The organism is Aciditerrimonas ferrireducens, from assembly GCF_023130475.1.
Taxonomy (GTDB): Bacteria; Actinomycetota; Acidimicrobiia; order Acidimicrobiales; family UBA8190; genus Aciditerrimonas; species Aciditerrimonas ferrireducens.
Map to the genome: position 1 here is coordinate 245,264 of NZ_JAKHEX010000001.1, position 15,787 is coordinate 261,050.

Annotated in this window: 25 protein-coding genes and 3 pseudogenes; all 28 read left to right on the top strand. The window is 72.4% G+C overall.

All coding sequences use genetic code 11. The features are described 5' to 3' along the window. Position 1 precedes the first annotated feature (1 nt). The 28 genes and pseudogenes from rpsC to glmM all read left to right on the top strand — a co-directional run bounded on the left by rpsC (position 2) and on the right by glmM (position 15,786). Positions 2-940, top strand: a complete 939-nt coding sequence (gene rpsC / locus Acit_RS01165) for a 30S ribosomal protein S3 (RefSeq protein ID WP_376745980.1) — start codon at positions 2-4, stop codon at positions 938-940. A 1-nt stretch (position 941) separates the two neighbouring features. After that, on the top strand, positions 942-1,379 hold the full coding sequence (gene rplP, locus Acit_RS01170) for a 50S ribosomal protein L16 (RefSeq protein ID WP_248105111.1): 438 nt from the start codon (positions 942-944) through the stop codon (positions 1,377-1,379). A 1-nt stretch (position 1,380) separates the two neighbouring features. Next, positions 1,381-1,581, top strand: a pseudogene (gene rpmC / locus Acit_RS01175) (50S ribosomal protein L29); the annotation flags it as partial. 173 nt (positions 1,582-1,754) lie between these two features. Beyond that, positions 1,755-2,078: a 30S ribosomal protein S17 gene (gene rpsQ, locus Acit_RS01180; protein ID WP_376745981.1), complete on the top strand. Its 324-nt coding sequence runs from the start codon at positions 1,755-1,757 to the stop codon at positions 2,076-2,078. Next, the gene (gene rplN, locus Acit_RS01185) at positions 2,075-2,443 is read left to right on the top strand and encodes a 50S ribosomal protein L14 (protein ID WP_248105112.1); all 369 of its coding nucleotides are present in this window, start codon (positions 2,075-2,077) and stop codon (positions 2,441-2,443) included. Before rpsQ ends, rplN begins: the two co-directional genes overlap by 4 nt. Beyond that, positions 2,443-2,751, top strand: coding sequence for a 50S ribosomal protein L24 (gene rplX / locus Acit_RS01190; protein ID WP_248105113.1), 309 nt, complete (start codon positions 2,443-2,445; stop codon positions 2,749-2,751). The genes rplN and rplX overlap by 1 nt, the downstream gene beginning before the upstream one ends. Continuing rightward, positions 2,748-3,320 carry a 50S ribosomal protein L5 gene (gene rplE, locus Acit_RS01195; RefSeq protein WP_312708973.1) on the top strand — a complete coding sequence of 191 codons (573 nt, stop codon included), beginning with the start codon at positions 2,748-2,750 and terminating at the stop codon, positions 3,318-3,320. Before rplX ends, rplE begins: the two co-directional genes overlap by 4 nt. A gap of 4 nt (positions 3,321-3,324) precedes the next feature. After that, the gene (locus Acit_RS01200) at positions 3,325-3,510 is read left to right on the top strand and encodes a type Z 30S ribosomal protein S14 (protein WP_248105114.1); all 186 of its coding nucleotides are present in this window, start codon (positions 3,325-3,327) and stop codon (positions 3,508-3,510) included. Positions 3,511-3,526: 16 nt separating this feature from the next. Further along, a complete protein-coding gene (gene rpsH, locus Acit_RS01205; RefSeq protein ID WP_248105115.1) occupies positions 3,527-3,931 on the top strand; it encodes a 30S ribosomal protein S8 in 405 nt (134 codons plus the stop codon). A gap of 12 nt (positions 3,932-3,943) precedes the next feature. Next, positions 3,944-4,483 carry a 50S ribosomal protein L6 gene (gene rplF, locus Acit_RS01210; RefSeq protein WP_248105116.1) on the top strand — a complete coding sequence of 180 codons (540 nt, stop codon included), beginning with the start codon at positions 3,944-3,946 and terminating at the stop codon, positions 4,481-4,483. Between the two features lies 1 nt (position 4,484). Continuing rightward, positions 4,485-4,787 (top strand): annotated as a pseudogene (gene rplR, locus Acit_RS01215) (50S ribosomal protein L18); the annotation flags it as partial. After that, a pseudogene (gene rpsE / locus Acit_RS01220) lies at positions 4,733-5,400 on the top strand (30S ribosomal protein S5); the annotation flags it as partial. The pseudogenes rplR and rpsE, both read left to right, overlap by 55 nt. Then, positions 5,400-5,660, top strand: a complete 261-nt coding sequence (rpmD, locus tag Acit_RS01225) for a 50S ribosomal protein L30 (protein ID WP_376745982.1) — start codon at positions 5,400-5,402, stop codon at positions 5,658-5,660. The pseudogene rpsE and the gene rpmD, both read left to right, overlap by 1 nt. Then, entirely contained in the window at positions 5,657-6,151 is a 495-nt protein-coding gene (gene rplO / locus Acit_RS01230) for a 50S ribosomal protein L15 (RefSeq protein ID WP_282435898.1), read from the top strand. Before rpmD ends, rplO begins: the two co-directional genes overlap by 4 nt. 114 nt (positions 6,152-6,265) lie before the next feature. After that, positions 6,266-7,555, top strand: coding sequence for a preprotein translocase subunit SecY (gene secY / locus Acit_RS01235; protein WP_248105121.1), 1,290 nt, complete (start codon positions 6,266-6,268; stop codon positions 7,553-7,555). A gap of 8 nt (positions 7,556-7,563) precedes the next feature. Further along, positions 7,564-8,271: an adenylate kinase gene (locus Acit_RS01240; protein WP_248105122.1), complete on the top strand. Its 708-nt coding sequence runs from the start codon at positions 7,564-7,566 to the stop codon at positions 8,269-8,271. Further along, entirely contained in the window at positions 8,268-9,008 is a 741-nt protein-coding gene (map, locus tag Acit_RS01245) for a type I methionyl aminopeptidase (RefSeq protein ID WP_248105123.1), read from the top strand. The genes Acit_RS01240 and map overlap by 4 nt, the downstream gene beginning before the upstream one ends. A gap of 193 nt (positions 9,009-9,201) precedes the next feature. Further along, positions 9,202-9,426, top strand: a complete 225-nt coding sequence (gene infA, locus Acit_RS01250; protein WP_248105307.1) for a translation initiation factor IF-1 — start codon at positions 9,202-9,204, stop codon at positions 9,424-9,426. Positions 9,427-9,511: 85 nt separating this feature from the next. Then, positions 9,512-9,625: a 50S ribosomal protein L36 gene (gene rpmJ, locus Acit_RS01255; protein ID WP_248105124.1), complete on the top strand. Its 114-nt coding sequence runs from the start codon at positions 9,512-9,514 to the stop codon at positions 9,623-9,625. A gap of 33 nt (positions 9,626-9,658) precedes the next feature. After that, the gene (rpsM, locus tag Acit_RS01260; RefSeq protein ID WP_248105125.1) at positions 9,659-10,039 is read left to right on the top strand and encodes a 30S ribosomal protein S13; all 381 of its coding nucleotides are present in this window, start codon (positions 9,659-9,661) and stop codon (positions 10,037-10,039) included. Continuing rightward, positions 10,039-10,449 (top strand): 30S ribosomal protein S11, encoded by a 411-nt coding sequence (gene rpsK / locus Acit_RS01265; RefSeq protein ID WP_248105129.1) that lies wholly within the window; start codon positions 10,039-10,041, stop codon positions 10,447-10,449. The genes rpsM and rpsK overlap by 1 nt, the downstream gene beginning before the upstream one ends. An 18-nt stretch (positions 10,450-10,467) precedes the next feature. Further along, positions 10,468-11,115, top strand: coding sequence for a 30S ribosomal protein S4 (gene rpsD, locus Acit_RS01270; protein ID WP_248105132.1), 648 nt, complete (start codon positions 10,468-10,470; stop codon positions 11,113-11,115). A gap of 56 nt (positions 11,116-11,171) precedes the next feature. After that, positions 11,172-12,116: a DNA-directed RNA polymerase subunit alpha gene (locus Acit_RS01275; RefSeq protein WP_248105134.1), complete on the top strand. Its 945-nt coding sequence runs from the start codon at positions 11,172-11,174 to the stop codon at positions 12,114-12,116. Positions 12,117-12,126: 10 nt separating this feature from the next. Continuing rightward, positions 12,127-12,480 (top strand): 50S ribosomal protein L17, encoded by a 354-nt coding sequence (rplQ, locus tag Acit_RS01280; RefSeq protein ID WP_376745983.1) that lies wholly within the window; start codon positions 12,127-12,129, stop codon positions 12,478-12,480. Next, positions 12,477-13,373 carry a tRNA pseudouridine(38-40) synthase TruA gene (gene truA / locus Acit_RS01285; RefSeq protein WP_248105137.1) on the top strand — a complete coding sequence of 299 codons (897 nt, stop codon included), beginning with the start codon at positions 12,477-12,479 and terminating at the stop codon, positions 13,371-13,373. The genes rplQ and truA overlap by 4 nt, the downstream gene beginning before the upstream one ends. Before the next feature lie 105 nt (positions 13,374-13,478). Further along, positions 13,479-13,937 (top strand): 50S ribosomal protein L13, encoded by a 459-nt coding sequence (gene rplM, locus Acit_RS01290; RefSeq protein ID WP_248105138.1) that lies wholly within the window; start codon positions 13,479-13,481, stop codon positions 13,935-13,937. A gap of 54 nt (positions 13,938-13,991) precedes the next feature. Then, positions 13,992-14,405 carry a 30S ribosomal protein S9 gene (gene rpsI / locus Acit_RS01295; protein ID WP_376745984.1) on the top strand — a complete coding sequence of 138 codons (414 nt, stop codon included), beginning with the start codon at positions 13,992-13,994 and terminating at the stop codon, positions 14,403-14,405. A gap of 7 nt (positions 14,406-14,412) precedes the next feature. After that, a complete protein-coding gene (gene glmM, locus Acit_RS01300; RefSeq protein WP_248105140.1) occupies positions 14,413-15,786 on the top strand; it encodes a phosphoglucosamine mutase in 1,374 nt (457 codons plus the stop codon). The last annotated feature ends 1 nt before the right edge of the window (position 15,787 follow it).

A 15,787-nucleotide genomic window follows, 5' to 3' on the forward strand; every position in this document is an offset into this window, starting at 1 on the left:
GATGGGTCAGAAAGTCAATCCCTACGGCTTCCGGCTGGGGGTCACCACCGACTGGAAGTCCCGCTGGTTCGAGGAGCGCCACTACCAGGACTTCGTGGTCGAGGACTGGCGGATCCGGCACCTGCTCATGACCCAGCTGGAGGCGGCGGCCGTCAGCCGGATCGAGATCGAGCGGACCCGGGACCGTCTCCGGGTCGACATCCACACCGCCCGCCCGGGCATCGTCATCGGCCGCCGGGGGGCCGAGGCCGACCGGCTGAAGCGGGAGCTGGAGCAGCTGACCGGTCTGCGGAACCGGATCCAGCTGAACATCCAGGAGATCAAGCAGCCCGAACTCGACGCCGCCCTGATCGCCCAGAGCATCGCCGACCAGCTGGCTCGTCGGGTGGCCTTCCGGCGGGCCATGAAGCGGGCCATCCAGACGGTCACGAAGGCCGGGGCCCAAGGGGTCCGGGTCCAGTGCTCGGGGCGCCTGGGCGGCTCGGAGATGGCCCGGAAGGAGAGCTACCGGGAGGGCCGGGTGCCGCTCCACACCCTGCGGGCCGACATCGACTACGGCTTCCGGGAGGCCCGGACGACCTTCGGCCGGATCGGCGTGAAGGTCTGGATCTACAAGGGCGACATCCTGCCCTACCGGCTGGCCAGCGACGAGAAGATCCGGCGGGAAGCAGCCATGGCCGTCGGGGAGACCTCCGGCCAGGCCCGGCCGCGCCGGCTGGTGACCGCGGGCGGCGGGCGGCGGCGGGCCGGGGCCGGCGAGCCGGGTTCCATCGCGGGGACGGGGGCGCCCGCGGCGCCGACGAGCGCCCCGCTGCCCGGGGCGACTCCGGCCGACGGGGCCGACGACCTCGAGCGCCTGCTGGCCGAGGAGGAGGAGATCGAGCGGCGGACCCGGGTGGAGCACCACGAGGCCCCCCACTTCCGGAAGGAGGCCGACTGAGATGCTCATGCCCCGCAAGGTCCGGCACCGCAAGCAGCAGCGGGGCCGGCTGACCGGACAGGCCAAGGGTGGGACGACCGTCACGTTCGGGGACTACGGCATCCAGGCCCTCGAGCCCGGTTGGCTGACCGCTCGGCAGATCGAGGCGGCTCGAATCGCCATGACCCGCCACGTCCGCCGAGGCGGCAAGGTGTGGATCCGGGTCTTCCCGGACAAGCCGGTCACGAAGAAGCCGGCCGAGACCCGCATGGGGTCCGGCAAGGGCAACCCCGAGCACTGGGTGGCCGTGGTCCGACCCGGCCGGATCCTCTTCGAGCTGGCCGGGGTGGACCCGGAGCTGGCCCGGGGGGCCATGGAGCGGGCCATCCAGAAGCTGCCCATGAAGGCGAAGTTCGTCGTGCGTCCCGGCAGCCACGGGACGCCCGAGGTGGAGGTCTGAGATGGTCCGGGCAGACGAGCTCAGGACCCTGGACGACGAGGAGCTCGAGGGCCGGCTGGCCGAGCTCCGCCGGGAGCTGCTGAACCTGCGCTTCCAGCTGGCCACCGGCCAGCTGGACAACGTCGCCCGGATCGGCCAGGTCCGCCGGGACGTGGCCCGGGTCCTCACGGTCCTGCGGGAGCGGGACATCGAGGTGGCCGAAGCCGACCTGGCTGCTGCGGGCCACGCGCCGGCCCTGCTGGCCCAGGCCCGCCAGCGGGCCGAGGAGCAGGCGGCGGCCCGGGCGGCGGCGGACGAGGCGGCGGTGGACGCCTCGGACCAGGGCGAGCAGGCGGCCGAGGACGACCCGGCTGAGCAGGCCGAGGAGGAGGCAGAGTGAGCGAGGACCAGGCAGCCCCGGTGGCGCCGTCGGCCACCCCGGCCTCGGGGGCGAGCGGCGCACCGTCGGCCGGTCGGGGCCAGCGGAAGGTCCGGGAGGGCACGGTGGTGTCCGACAAGATGACCCGGACGGTGGTGGTGGCCGTGGTCGAGCGGGTCCGCCACCCCCGCTACGGCAAGACCGTGCAGCGGACCACGAAGCTCTACGCCGACGACCAGCTCGAGGCCCGGGTCGGCGACCGGGTCCGGGTCATGGAGACCCGACCCCTCTCCCGGCTCAAGCGCTGGCGGGTCACGGAGATCTTGGAGCGTGCACGATGATCCAGCAGGAGTCCCGACTGAAGGTGGCCGACAACTCGGGGGCCCGGGAGGTGCTCTGCATCAAGGTCCTCGGCGGTTCGGGCCGGCGCTACGCCAGCATCGGGGACGTCTTCGTGGCCACCGTGAAGGACGCCATCCCCGGGGCGGCGGTGAAGAAGGGCGACGTGGTCAAGTGCGTGGTGGTCCGGACGGCCAAGGAGAAGCGACGGCCCGACGGGAGCTACATCCGCTTCGACGAGAACGCGGCGGTCCTCATCAACGACCAGCAGCAGCCCCGGGGGACCCGCATCTTCGGGCCCGTGGGCCGCGAGCTGCGGGACAAGCGGTTCATGCGCATCGTGTCCCTGGCCCCGGAGGTGCTCTGATGCGGGTTCGCAAGGGCGACCTCGTCGAGGTCCTCTCGGGCAAGCAGCGGGGCAAGCGCGGCCGGGTCATGGTGGCGCTGCCCAAGGAGGGCCGGGTGATCGTGGACGGGGCCAACATGGTCAAGCGCCACACCAAGCCCCGGGGCGCCACCATGCAGGGCGGCATCATCGACAAGGACATGCCCCTGCCGGTGAGCGCCGTCGGCGTGGTCTGCCCGGCGTGCTCGAAGCCGACCCGCATCGGGGTCCGGTTCGACGACCAGGGCCGCAAGGTCCGGGTCTGCCGGAAGTGCGGAGGGGACCTGTGAGCGCGCCCACCCTCGCCGAGCGGCCCCGGCTCAAGCAGCGCTACGACGCCGAGATCCGCCAGCGGCTCCAGCAGGAGCTGGGCCTGCGCAACGTCATGCAGGTCCCCCGGCTCGAGAAGATCGTCGTGAACATGGGGGTTGGCCGGGCCGCCCAGTCCCCCTCGCTCCTGGAGGGGGCCCTGCGGGACCTGGCCACCATCACCGGGCAGAAACCCTTGGTGACCAAGGCCCGGCGGTCCATCGCCGGCTTCAAGCTGCGCGAGGGCATGGCCATCGGGGCCAAGGTCACCCTCCGAGGCGACCGGGCCTGGGAGTTCCTGGACCGGCTGATCTCGATCGCCATCCCCCGCATCCGAGACTTCCGGGGCCTCTCCCCGCGGTCCTTCGACGGGCGGGGCAATTACACCTTCGGCGTGACCGAGCAGCTCATCTTCCCCGAGGTCGACTACGACAGCGTCGACCAGGTGCGAGGCATGGACATCACCATCTGCACGACCGCCCGGACGGACGAGGAGGGCCGGGCCTTCCTCCGGGCGTTCGGCTTCCCCTTCAGGCAGGAGGGCGTCTGACCCCATGGCCAAGAAAGCGCTGATCCAGAAGCAGCAGCGAACCCCGAAGTTCAAGGTGCGGGCCTACAGCCGGTGCCGGCGCTGCGGACGGCCCCACTCGGTGTACCGCAAGTTCGGGCTCTGCCGGATCTGCCTGCGGGTGATGGTGCACGCCGGCGAGGTGCCGGGCGTGACGAAGGCCAGCTGGTGAGGGGAGGGACAGGCCTGTGACCATGACCGACCCCATCGCCGACATGCTGACCCGGATTCGCAACGCCAACATGGCGATGCACGACACCGTCAGCATGCCCAGCTCCAAGCTCAAGGAAGCCCTGGCCAGCATCTTGGTCAAGGAGGGCTACATCGAGGGCTACGAGGTCACCCCGGCGCCCAAGGGGCCCGGCTCGGTGCTGCGCATCAAGATGAAGTACGCCCCCGACCGCACCCGGACCATCGGGGGCCTGCGTCGGGTCTCGAAGCCGGGGCTCCGCATCTACGCCCAGGCCGACCGTCTGCCCCGGGTCCTGGGCGGCATGGGGGTGGCGGTGGTCTCCACCAGCCAAGGGCTCATGACCGACAAGGAGGCCCGGCGGCGCCGGGTCGGTGGCGAGGTGCTCTGCTATGTCTGGTGAGGAGGTCCGCTGATGTCCCGCATCGGCCGCGCCCCGGTGCCGTTGCCGGCCGGGGTCACCGTGGGGGTGGAGGGCCGGCTGGTCACCGTCCAGGGGCCCCAGGGAACGCTGACCCATGAGCTCCCCGAGCCCATCTCGGTCCGCCAGGAGGACGGCCAGCTGCTCGTCGAGCGGGCGAACGACGAGCGGCGCAGCCGGGCCCTCCACGGCCTGACCCGGACCCTGGTGGCCAACATGGTCACCGGGGTGACCCAGGGGTTCGCCAAGGAGCTGGAGATCGTTGGGGTGGGTTACCGGGCCCAGGCCAAGGGGCAAAACGCCCTGGAGCTGGCCCTCGGGTTCTCCCACCCGGTCGAGGTGCAGGCCCCCGAGGGCATCAGCTTCGAGGTGCCCACCCCCACCCGGATCGTGGTCCGGGGGATCGACAAGTGCAAGGTCGGCCAGGTGGCCGCCGACATCCGCAAGATCCGCAAGCCCGAGCCGTACAAGGGCAAGGGCGTGCGCTACGCCGGCGAGCGCGTCCTGCGCAAGGCCGGGAAGGCGGCGAAGTGAGATGAGCCTGACAGCGAAGCACAAGCGGGAGCTCAGGCAGCGCCGGCACCAGCGGGTCCGGCGCCGGGTCCAGGGCACGAGCACCCGTCCCCGCCTGGCCGTCTTCCGCTCGGCCCGACACATCAGCGCCCAGGTCATCGACGACAGCGCGGGCCGGACCCTGGCGGCCGCCTCGACCGTCGAGCCGGCCCTCCGGGACAAGCCGGGCGGCAACGTGGCCGCTGCCCGCGAGGTCGGCCGGCTGGTGGCCGAGCGGGCCCGCCAGGCAGGGGTGGCGACCGTGGTCTTCGACCGGGGCGGCTACCGCTTTCACGGGAGGGTGGCCGCGCTGGCCGAGGCCGCCCGCGAGGCAGGACTGGAGTTCTGAGATGCTCGACGGGCAGTTCGAAGAACGAACCATCCGGGTGAACCGGGTGGCCAAGGTGGTCAAGGGTGGCCGCCGCTTCTCCTTTACCGCCCTCATGGTGGTCGGAGACGGCAACGGCCGGGTCGGCCTGGGCTACGGCAAGGCCAAGGAGGCCGGCCTGGCCGTCCAGAAGGGCATCGAAGAGGCCCGCAAGCAGATGTTCTCGGTGCCCTTGGCCGGTTCCACCATCACCCACCCGGTCATCGGCGAGGCCGGGGCCGGCCGGGTCCTCCTGAAGCCGGCCGCGCCCGGTACCGGGGTCATCGCCGGCGGGGCCGCCCGGGCCATCTTGGAGCTGGCCGGGATCCACGACGTGCTCTGCAAGTCGCTCGGCTCCTCGAACGGCATCAACGTCGCCCACGCCACCATCGCCGGGCTCCGGGCCCTCCGGCGGCCCGAGGAGGTGGCCCGGCTGCGCGGCAAGGAGCCCGACGAGGTGGTGCCCCGAGGCGTCCTGCGGGCCTACCGGGAGCGGCAGCGTGCCCAGGACCTCTTCCAGGAGGTGAGCTGATGGGGGCCATCCGGGTCACCCAGGTCCGTTCGTCCATCGGCACCAAGCCCAAGCACCGGGGGACCCTCCGGGCCCTCGGCCTCAGGGGCGTGGGTCGCAGCCGGGTCCTGCCGGACCGCCCCGAGGTCCGGGGCATGCTGGCTCGGGTGCCCCACCTGGTCAGTGTGGAAGAGCTCGAGGACGCTGCCTGGGAAGCCCAGGTGGCGGCCCGCCAGCGCCGGTCGACCGCTGGTCGCCGGCAGGAGGAGACCCAGGCATGACGGTGAAGCTCCACGACCTCAAGCCCCCCCGCGGGGCCCATCGGGCGAAGCGTCGGGTGGCCCGGGGCATCGGGGGCAAGGGCGGCAAGACCGCCGGTCGGGGCACGAAGGGCCAAGGGGCTCGGGACACCATCCCCTTGGGCTTCGAGGGCGGCCAGCTGCCCCTCACCCAGCGGATCCCCAAGCTCCGGGGGTTCGCCAACCCCTTCCGGGTGGCCTACGAGCCGGTCAACCTCGACACCCTGGCCTGCTTCGAGGGGCACGAAGCCACCCCTGAGACCCTGGCCGCGGCCGGCCTGGTCAAGAAGGGTGCCCTGGTGAAGCTCCTCGGCCGGGGGACCATCGAGCGTCCCCTCACCGTCCGTGTCCACGCGGCGTCGGCGGCAGCCCGAGCGGCGGTCGAGGCCGCGGGGGGCCGGGTCGAGCTCCTGCCCCTGCCTTTCGGCCACGGCCGGCCCCCCTCGGCGGGCAACGCCCTGGCCAACCGCTGAGCCGGCTCGGGACGACCCGCCGGACCCGGCCGCCCGAGTCCGTCCCCAGCCGGTAACCTGCGGGCCGGCGAGCCGGAGACCGGTCAGCGACCCCCTGGTGGGGGAGGAGCGGAGATGCTGTCGAGCCTCAAGAACATCTTCAAGGTCCCGGACCTGCGGAACAAGGTGCTCTTCACCTTGTTCATCATCGTCGTCTACGAGGTCGGGGCGAACGTCATCGTCCCCTACGTCAACTTCTCCGCCATCCAGCAGATCGAGGCCTCGGCGAAGTCGGCCGGCATCCTCGGCTACCTCAACCTCTTCTCCGGCGGGGGCCTCCTCCGGATGGCCGTCTTCGGCCTGGGCATCATGCCCTACATCACCAGCTCCATCATCATCCAGCTCCTCACCACCGTGATCCCGAAGCTGGAGGAGTGGCGGGACCAGGGAGCGGTCGGGCAGAAGAAGCTCACCCAGACCACCCGCTACTTGACCGTCGTCCTGGCCGTCCTGCAGGCCTCGGGCCTCGTCTACGTCTTCCACACCAACGCCGCCAGCCTCCTCGGCGGCAACGTCAACAACCTCATCCTCCACTTCACCATCTGGAAGGCCATCTTCATCGTCCTGACCCTCACGGCCGGCACCGCCCTGGTCATGTGGCTGGCCGAGCTCATCACCCAGCGGGGGGTGGGCAACGGCATGTCCATCCTCATCTTCGTGAACGTCGTCGCCGGCATCCCGGCCGGGGGGGCCGGGGTGCTCTCCGAGGGCGGCAAGGTGGAGTTCGGGGTCATGGTCCTGCTGACCCTGGTCCTCTTGGTCTGGGTGGTCTTCATGGAGCAGGGCCAGCGCCGCATCCCGGTGACCTTCGCCAAGCGGGTGGTCGGCCGCCGGACCTACGGGGGATCGTCGACCTACATCCCCTTGAAGGTCAACCAGTCCGGGGTCATCCCCATCATCTTCGCCAGCTCCCTGCTCTACATCCCGGTCCTGCTCTCCAACCTCCTTCCCTCTACGAGCTTCCGGACCTTCGTGAACGACCACATCCAGCCGACCAACTACCTCTACGTGGTCGTCTACGGCATCTTGATCTTCGCCTTCACCTTCTTCTACGTCTACGTGGCCTTCGACCCCCACCAGCAGGCGGACATCTTGCGCAAGCAGGGAGGCTTCATCCCCGGCATCCGCCCTGGGCCGCCCACCGAGCGGTACCTGTCCCGGATCCTCAACCGCATCACCGTCCCCGGTGGCCTCTACCTGGCCATCGTGGCCGTCGCCCCCAGCTTCCTCATGGCGGCCTGGCACATCACCGCCTACCCCTACTACGGGACGACGCTGCTCATCGCCGTCGGGGTTACCCTCGAGACCATGAAGCAGATCGACAGCCAGCTCATGATGCGGAACTACGCAGGGTTCCTGCAGTAGCCGGGCCGGTGGTACCCGGAGCGAGACTCGTGGTCCTCGGCAAGCAGGGGGCCGGCAAGGGAACACAGTGCGTGCGCCTTTCGCACCTCTACGTGGTGCCGCACATCTCGACGGGCGACATGCTGCGCGCCGCCGTGAAGTCCGGTTCGCCGCTGGGCGAGAAGATCCGGGAGGTCATGGACCGGGGCGAGCTGCTCTCCGACGAGCTGGTCGGCGAGATGGTGGCCCAGCGCCTGGCCGAGCCCGACGCTCGGGCCCGGGGCTTCATCCTCGACGGCTACCCCCGCACCGTCCGCCAGGCCGAGATGCTGGCCCAGATCCTCGCCCCCCTGGACATCGACCTGGCCATCGACATCGAGGTGCCCACCGAGCGGGTCTTGAAGCGCCTGGCCGACCGGCGGGTCTGCAGCGACTGCGGGGCCAACTACTCGGTCCAGGCGCCGCCGAAGGTCAACTGGACCTGCGACGTCTGCGGCGGGGAGGTCGTCCAGCGGGAGGACGACACCGAGGAGGCCATCCGTCGACGCCTGGCCCTCTACGAGCGGGAGACCGCGCCCCTCATCGCCTGGTACGCCGAGCGGGGCCAGTTGGCCCAGGTGAACGGGGTCGGGACGGTCGAGGCCGTCTCCCGACGGATCGTCCGGGCGATCGAGGAGCGACGCTCCCCCCGGCCGGCGCGGCCCCGCCGCCGGGGGACCAAGGGGGGGGCCTCGTGAGGCGCCGTCCCGAGGAGCTGGCCAAGATGCGCCGGGCCGGCCGGGTCGTGGCCGAGATGCACGAGGCCACCCGCGCCGCCATCCGGCCCGGGGTCACCACCGCCGAGCTCGACGCCGTGGCCCGGGAGGTCCTCGAGCGGCGAGGGGCCCGGTCGAACTTCCTCGGCTACCACGGCTACCCGGCGGTCATCTGCACCTCCCCGAACGAGGTCATCGTCCACGGCATCCCCGGCCCCCGGGTCCTCGAGGAGGGCGACATCGTCTCCATCGACTGCGGGGCCATCGTCGAGGGCTACCACGGGGACGCCGCCTACACCGCCCCGGTCGGGGAGGTCGACGAGGCATCCCGCCGGCTCATCGAGGTCACCGAGGCCAGCCTCTGGGCCGGGATCGACCAGCTCCGCCCGGGCAACCGCCTCCACGAGGTCGGTCGGGCGGTCCAGCGGGTGGCCGAGGCCGCTGGGTTCTCGGTGGTCCGGGAGTACGTGGGCCACGCCATCGGCACCGCCATGCACGAGGAGCCCCAGGTGCCCAACTACTGGCCCGGCAACCCCGGTCCCCTGCTCAAGACCGGCATGGTCTTCGCCGTCGAGCCCATGGTGAACGCCGGCGGGCCGGGGACCGTCCTGCTGGCCGACGGCTGGAGCGTGGTCACCGCCGATGGGTCCCGCTCGGCCCACTTCGAGCACACCATCGCCGTCACCGACGACGGCCCCGAGGTCCTGACCCTCCCCTGAGCCGGTCGTCCTGCGGTCCTCCGCCGACCCCGGGGAGCCAGGCGACGTGGCGACGTGGTAGCATCGTGGACCGTCCCGGAGCGGCCCTGTGGCGCGCCTCGGGGCCCGGTCGGACGGCCTGACGGGGCCGCGTGACCAGGCATCGGCCCCTCGGGCCGGTGGTGCGGAGCCAGCAAAGGCGAGGAGGAGGAACCTGCCCAAGCCGAGAGAGGACGCCATCGTCCTGGAGGGGACGGTGGTCGAGCCGCTGCCGAACGCCATGTTCCGGGTCGAGCTGGAGAACGGCCACAAGGTCCTGGCCCACAGCTCCGGCAAGATGCGCATGCACCGCATCCGCATCCTGCCGGGGGACCGGGTCCAGGTTGAGCTGACCCCCTACGACCTGACCCGGGGTCGGATCACCTACCGCTACAAGTGAGCGACCGGCGAACGGGCAGCCGGCCCAACGGGCAGGCCAGTCTCCGGCGCGAGGCCCTCCGGAGAGGCGAGCAGGGAGCGAGGCGATGAAGGTTCGACCGAGCGTGAAGCCCATCTGCGAGAAGTGCAAGGTGATCCGCCGCCACGGCCGGGTGACGGTGATCTGCGAGAACCCGCGCCACAAGCAGCGGCAGGGCTGAGCGAGGCAGTAGGGGACGAGGAAGGGGACCACGGTGGCACGAATCGCCGGTGTCGACATCCCCCGCGAGAAGCGGTTGGAGGCGTCGCTCACCTACATCTACGGCATCGGGCCGACCATGGCCCGGCAGGTCTGCGAGCAGACCGGCACGAACCCCGACACGCGGGTCCGTGACCTGACCGACGAGGAGGTCGCCCGCCTGCGGGCCTACATCGACCAGCACCTCAAGGTCGAGGGTGACCTCCGCCGGGACGTCGCCCAGGACATCAAGCGGAAGATGGAGATCGGCTGCTACCAGGGCCTCCGGCACCGTCGGGGCCTGCCGGTCCGGGGGCAGCGGACCCACACGAACGCCCGGACCCGCAAGGGACCGAAGAAGACCGTCGCCGGGAAGAAGAAGGTTCGGAAGCACTGATGGCCAGGACCCAGAAGAGCGCGACCGGGGGTGGCCGTCGGCCCCGCCGGCGGGAGCGCAAGAACGTGGCCTACGGCGTGGCCCACATCAAGAGCTCCTTCAACAACACCATCGTCAGCATCACCGACCACGAGGGCAACGTCCTGGCCTGGGCCTCGGCCGGCAACGTCGGCTTCAAGGGGTCCCGGAAGTCCACGCCCTTCGCCGCCCAGATGGCGGCCGAGCAGGCGGCCCGGCGGGCCATGGAGCACGGGGTCCGCAAGGTCGACGTGCTGGTCCGAGGGCCCGGCTCAGGGCGGGAGACGGCCATCCGGTCGATCGCGGCGGCCGGCATCGAGGTGGCCGGCATCAAGGACGTCACCCCCATCCCCCACAACGGCTGCCGCCCGAAGAAGCGGCGGCGGGTCTAGCGAGGAGCGCAGCCAGACATGGCTCGGTACATCGGACCGGTCTGCCGGCTCTGCCGGCGGGAGCGGACGAAGCTGTTTTTGAAGGGCGAGCGGTGCTACTCCATGAAGTGCCCGGTCTCCGAGGCGGTCACCGACCGGCACAGCCGGGCCTACCCGCCCGGCGAGCACGGTCGCGACCGGATGCGCCAGGGCTCGGAGTACCTGGCCCAGCTGCGGGAGAAGCAGAAGGCCCGGCGGATCTACGGGGTCCTCGAGCGCCAGTTCCGGAACCTCTACGCCGAGGCCAGCCGCCAGCCGGGCATCACCGGTGAGAACCTCCTGCGCTTCTTGGAGCTCCGCCTCGACAACGTCGCCTTCCGGGCCGTCTGGGGCGCCAGCCGGGCCCAGGCCCGCCAGCTGGTCCGCCACGGGCACGTCCTGGTGAACGGCAAGCGGGTGACCATCCCGAGCTACCGGGTCCGGGTCGGGGACGTGGTCGCCCTCACCCAGAAGGGCAAGGAGCTCTACGTGGTCCGGCGGAACCTGGACACCGTGGACCGGCCCCTGCCGCCCTGGTTGGAGGCCAGCGCGGACCGCTTCCAGGTCACCGTGGCCAGCCTGCCCAAGCGCGAGCACATCGACGAGCCGGTGCGCGAGCAGCTGATCGTCGAGCTCTACTCGAAGTGACCGTCACCGGGGCCCGCCTGGGCCCGCGCCCCACCGCCCGCTGAGGAGCTGTCGCCATGCTGATCATCCAGCGTCCCACCGTCGAGGCCCTCGGGGAGCCCGACCCCTACCTCCAGCGCTTCGCCATCAGCCCCCTGGAGCCGGGCTTCGGGCACACCCTGGGCAACTCCCTGCGCCGCACCCTCCTGTCCTCCATCCCGGGCGCGGCCGTCACCCAGGTGCGCTTCGACGACGCCCTCCACGAGTTCACCACCCTGCCGGGGGTCAAGGAGGACGTGACCGACATCCTGCTCAACATCAAGGACCTGGTGCTCCGCTGCACCGCCGACGAGCCGGTCCAGCTCCGGGTCGACGTCCGGGGCCCGGCCGAGGTGACCGGGGCCGACCTCCAGGGCAGCGCCGAGGTGGAGGTCCTCAACCCCGAGCTGCACCTGGCCACGGTCAACGCCAAGGGTCGGCTGGCCATGGACCTCACCGTCGAGCGGGGCCGGGGCTACGCCTCCGCCGAGCGGGTCCGCCAGGGGGGCAGCGGCACCATCGGGGTCATCCCCCTCGACGCCATCTTCTCCCCCGTCCGCCGGGTGGCCTTCTCGGTCGAGCCGGTCCGGGTGGAGCAGTCCACCGACTACGACCGCCTGGTCCTCGAGATCGAGACCGACGGGTCCGTGACGCCCCGCGAGGCCCTGGCCTCGGCTGGCGACACGCTTCGGTCCTTGGTGTCCTTGGTGGCCGACCTCGAGGAGGCCCCCCAGGGCCTGGAGCTCGGCGAAGTGGGCACCACCGCGCCGGGCTCCCCCGACCTGGACCTGCCCATCGAGGACCTCGACCTCTCCGAGCGGCCCCGCAACTGCCTGAAGCGGGCCCAGATCAACACCATCGGGGAGCTCATCCAGCGGACCGCCGAGGACCTGCTGGCCATCACGAACTTCGGCCAGAAGTCCCTCGACGAGGTGGTCCAGCGGCTCGACGAACGCGGCCTGTCCCTGCGGGTCAAGGACTGAGGAGAAAGCGGTGCGCGGGACTCCCAAGCGAGGCCAGCGGCTGGGCGGTGACGCCGCCCACCAGAAGGCCATGATCGGCAACCTCGTGGCCTCCCTCATCGCAGCCGAGGCCATCGTGACCACCGAGACGAAGGCCAAGCTCCTCCGCCCGGTGGCCGAGCGCTGCATCACCGCGGCCAAGAAGGGCGGGGTGCACCGGGAACGCCAGGTGGTGGCCCTGATCCGGGACAAGGAGATGGCCCGGAAGCTCTTCGCCGAGATCGGGCCCCGCTACGCCGACCGGCCCGGCGGCTACACCAGGATCCTGAAGCTCGGGCCGCGCCAGGGGGACAACGCCCCCATGGCGCGGATCGAGCTCGTGTGACCCTCTTCGACCTCGAGGCCCCCACTCCCGAGCCCCCGTCGCTGCGGCTCCGGCTCGTCCTGGCCTACGACGGCCGGGCCTTCCAGGGCTTCGCCGCCCAGCCGGGCCAGCGCACGGTGGCCGGGGCCTTGGCCGAGGCCCTCGGCACGGTCCTCCGCTGTCCGCCGCCGCGGATCGTCGCGGCCGGGCGGACCGACGCCGGGGTCCACGCCCTCGGCCAAGTGGTCCACGTCGACCTGCCGTCCTGGCCCGACGCGACCGACCCGGCCGCCCTCGAGCGTCTCCGGCACCGCCTCGGCCGTCTCCTGGCGCCCCACATCGTGGTCCGGGAGCTCGCCCCGGCACCGGCCGGCTTCGACGCCCGCCGCAGCGCCTCCTGGCGCCACTACCGCTACCTGCTCCACGAGGCCGACTACCCCGACCCCCGTCTGGAGGGCCTCGTCTGGTGCGTCCCGGGGCCCCTGGCCGACCGGGCCATGGCCCAGGCGGCCGACGTCCTGGTCGGCCGGCACGACTTCCGGGCCCTCTGCCGGCGTCCCCCTGGCCACCCTCCCCACGAGCCCCTCTGGCGCCGGGTCCTCTCGGCCACGGTCCGGCCCCTGGCCGGAGACGACGGCCTTGTGCCCACCTGGGGTCGGCTCCTGCAGGTCGAGCTGCGGGCCGAGGCCTTCTGCCACCAGATGGTCCGCTCGGCCGTCGCCCTCCTCGTGGCCGTCGGCCAGCGCCGCCGGACGGTGGCCGACGTGCACCAGGTCCTCCTGCAGGGCTCCCGCCAAGGCCTCCCCGCCCCGGCTCCCCCCGGTGGCCTCACCCTCCTCGCCGTCGGCTACCCGCCCCACGACGGCCTCCCGTCGGGGCCCACCCCGCTCCCCCCCGACCCGCCCGTCCCCTGAGCGGGAGGGTTGTCCAGGGGCCGCCCCGGACGCTATGCTCTTCCCTCGCCGTGGCGCCGCCCAGGCTGCCCGGCTGCCCGTCGACCGGACCGGAGTGGAAGCCGCGTGCGCACCTTCTCGCCCAAGCCCCAGGACGTGACCCGCAACTGGTGGGTGGTGGACGCCGACGGCCTGGTCCTGGGTCGCTTGGCGGCCGAGGTGGCCAGCCGCCTGCGAGGGAAGCACAAGCCGACCTTCGCCCCCCACGTCGACATGGGCGACCACGTCGTCGTGGTGAACGCCGACAAGGTGGTCCTGACCGCCGGCAAGGCGGCGCAGAAGATGGTCTACCGCCACAGCGGCTACCCCGGGGGCCTGAAGGCCGAGCGGGTCAGCGACCAGCTGGTGACCCGGCCCGAGGAGGTGGTGCGCCGGGCGGTGCGGGGCATGCTGCCGAAGAACCGCCTGGGCCGCCAGCAGCTGGGCAAGCTGAAGGTCTACGCCGGTCCCGACCACCCCCACCAGGCCCAGCAGCCCGCCCCCCTGGTCCTGCCCCAGGCCCGGCGCGACCGGGCAGCCAGTTGAGGACGCGGGCGCAGATGGCACCGGCGGTCGGGACGGACGAGTAAGGAGCACTGCGTGTCCAGGAAGCCGAAGCTGCCCGCCCCGCTGTGCCAGACCACGGGCCGTCGCAAGGCGGCGGTGGCCCGGGTCCGGTTCCGGCCCGGTGAGGGCGGGGCCATCACGGTGAACCGCCGGCCTCTCGAGGACTACTTCCCGTCGGCCACCCACCGGCACCTGGTGACCGAACCGTTGCGGGTGGCCCAGGTGCCCGAGGGCCTGGCCATCGACGCCACCATCGACGGCGGCGGCGTCTCGGGGCAGGCGGGCGCCCTGCGGCTCGGCATCGCCCGGGCCATCGTGGCCCTGGACCCCGAGCAGCGGGGTGCGCTGAAGAAGGCCGGCTTGCTCACCCGGGACGCCCGGGAGAAGGAGAGCAAGAAGTACGGCCTGAAGAAGGCCCGGAAGGCCCCCCAGTACTCGAAGCGGTAGTTCCCCGGTGGCGGTCCGTTTCGGGACCGACGGCATTCGGGGTGTCGCCAACGCCGAGCTGAGCGTCGACGTGGCCCTGGCCCTGGGCCGGGCGGTCAGCGAGGTCTTCCGGGCCCCGCGGGTGGTGGTCGGGCGGGACACCCGCCGGTCCGGCCCCATGCTCCAAGCGGCCCTGGCCGCTGGTCTGGCCAGCGGGGGCTGCGACGTCGTGGACCTCGGGGTGGTCCCCACCCCGGCGGTGGCCTGGGCGGCCAGCCGGGAAGGGGTCCCCGGTGTCGTGGTCTCGGCCTCCCACAACCCCTTCGGGGACAACGGCTTGAAGGTCTTCCGGCCCGGCGGCCGGAAGCTGACCGACGCCGACGAGCGGACCCTGGCGGAACGCACCGAGGCGTGGCTGACCGGTCCGCCGCCCACCAGCCCTCGACCCCCCACCGGCTTGGGGGTGGGGGCGGTCGAGGACGGGGCCGGCTTCGCCGAGGGGTACCTCGCGGCCCTCCAGGAGGCCCTCGAGGGCCGGGATCTCGCCGGCCTGCGGGTCGTGCTCGACTGCGCCCACGGCGCCGCCTACCGTCTCGGTCCGCGTCTCCTTGAGGCCCTCGGGGCCCGGCTCACGGTCCTCGGGGCCGCCCCCGACGGGGCGAACATCAACGACGGCTGCGGCTCGACCTGCCCCGACGGCCTGGCCCGCACAGTGGTGGCCGAGGGGGCCGAGCTGGGCCTGGCCCTCGACGGCGACGCCGACCGGCTGGTGGCCGTCGACCACCGGGGCCAGCTGGTGACCGGCGACCACCTCCTCGCCCTCTTCGCCGCCGACCTCCGGGAGCGGGGTCGGCTCCCGGGGGACGCCGTGGTGGCCACGGTCATGTCCAACCTCGGCCTCAGGCGGGCCTTGGACCAGCTCGGGGTGGGTTTGCGGGAGACCCCGGTCGGGGACCGCTACGTCCTCGAAGCCCTCGAGGCCGAGGGCCTGGCCCTGGGGGGCGAGCAGTCCGGCCACCTGGTCTTCCGGGAGCTCTCGACCACCGGGGACGGCCTGCTCACCGCTGTCCTCCTCGCCGACTTGGTGCGCCGCCGGGGACGGTCCCTGGCCGAACTCGCCGACGCCGCCCTCACGTGGGTGCCCCAGCGCCTGGTCAACCTGGCGGTGGCGGACCCGGGGGGGTGCGTCGAGGATCCCGGGGTCCGCCACGCGGTCACCGAGGCGGCCCGTCGGCTCGGCCGGGACGGCCGGGTGCTGGTCCGACCGAGCGGCACCGAGCCGGTGGTCCGGCTCATGGTCGAGGCGCTCGACCCCGAGCTGGCCGACGCGGTCCTGGCCGAGCTGGAAGCGGCGGTCCGGGCTGCCCGGCCTTCGCGAGCCGAGGGGTCGGCCAGCCCCTAGC

Excerpts from the sequence above, each read along its gene's own strand:
- rpsC (WP_376745980.1), top strand. The coding sequence starts at position 2 with ATGGGTCAGAAAGTCAATCCCTACGGCTTCCGGCTGGGGGTCACCACC.
- rplP (WP_248105111.1), top strand. The coding sequence starts at position 942 with ATGCTCATGCCCCGCAAGGTCCGGCACCGCAAGCAGCAGCGGGGCCGG.
- rplN (WP_248105112.1), top strand. The coding sequence starts at position 2,075 with ATGATCCAGCAGGAGTCCCGACTGAAGGTGGCCGACAACTCGGGGGCC.
- rplX (WP_248105113.1), top strand. The coding sequence starts at position 2,443 with ATGCGGGTTCGCAAGGGCGACCTCGTCGAGGTCCTCTCGGGCAAGCAG.
- Acit_RS01200 (WP_248105114.1), top strand. The coding sequence starts at position 3,325 with ATGGCCAAGAAAGCGCTGATCCAGAAGCAGCAGCGAACCCCGAAGTTC.
- rplF (WP_248105116.1), top strand. The coding sequence starts at position 3,944 with ATGTCCCGCATCGGCCGCGCCCCGGTGCCGTTGCCGGCCGGGGTCACC.
- rpmD (WP_376745982.1), top strand. The coding sequence starts at position 5,400 with ATGGGGGCCATCCGGGTCACCCAGGTCCGTTCGTCCATCGGCACCAAG.
- rplO (WP_282435898.1), top strand. The coding sequence starts at position 5,657 with ATGACGGTGAAGCTCCACGACCTCAAGCCCCCCCGCGGGGCCCATCGG.
- secY (WP_248105121.1), top strand. The coding sequence starts at position 6,266 with ATGCTGTCGAGCCTCAAGAACATCTTCAAGGTCCCGGACCTGCGGAAC.
- rpmJ (WP_248105124.1), top strand. The coding sequence starts at position 9,512 with ATGAAGGTTCGACCGAGCGTGAAGCCCATCTGCGAGAAGTGCAAGGTG.
- rpsK (WP_248105129.1), top strand. The coding sequence starts at position 10,039 with ATGGCCAGGACCCAGAAGAGCGCGACCGGGGGTGGCCGTCGGCCCCGC.
- rpsD (WP_248105132.1), top strand. The coding sequence starts at position 10,468 with ATGGCTCGGTACATCGGACCGGTCTGCCGGCTCTGCCGGCGGGAGCGG.
- Acit_RS01275 (WP_248105134.1), top strand. The coding sequence starts at position 11,172 with ATGCTGATCATCCAGCGTCCCACCGTCGAGGCCCTCGGGGAGCCCGAC.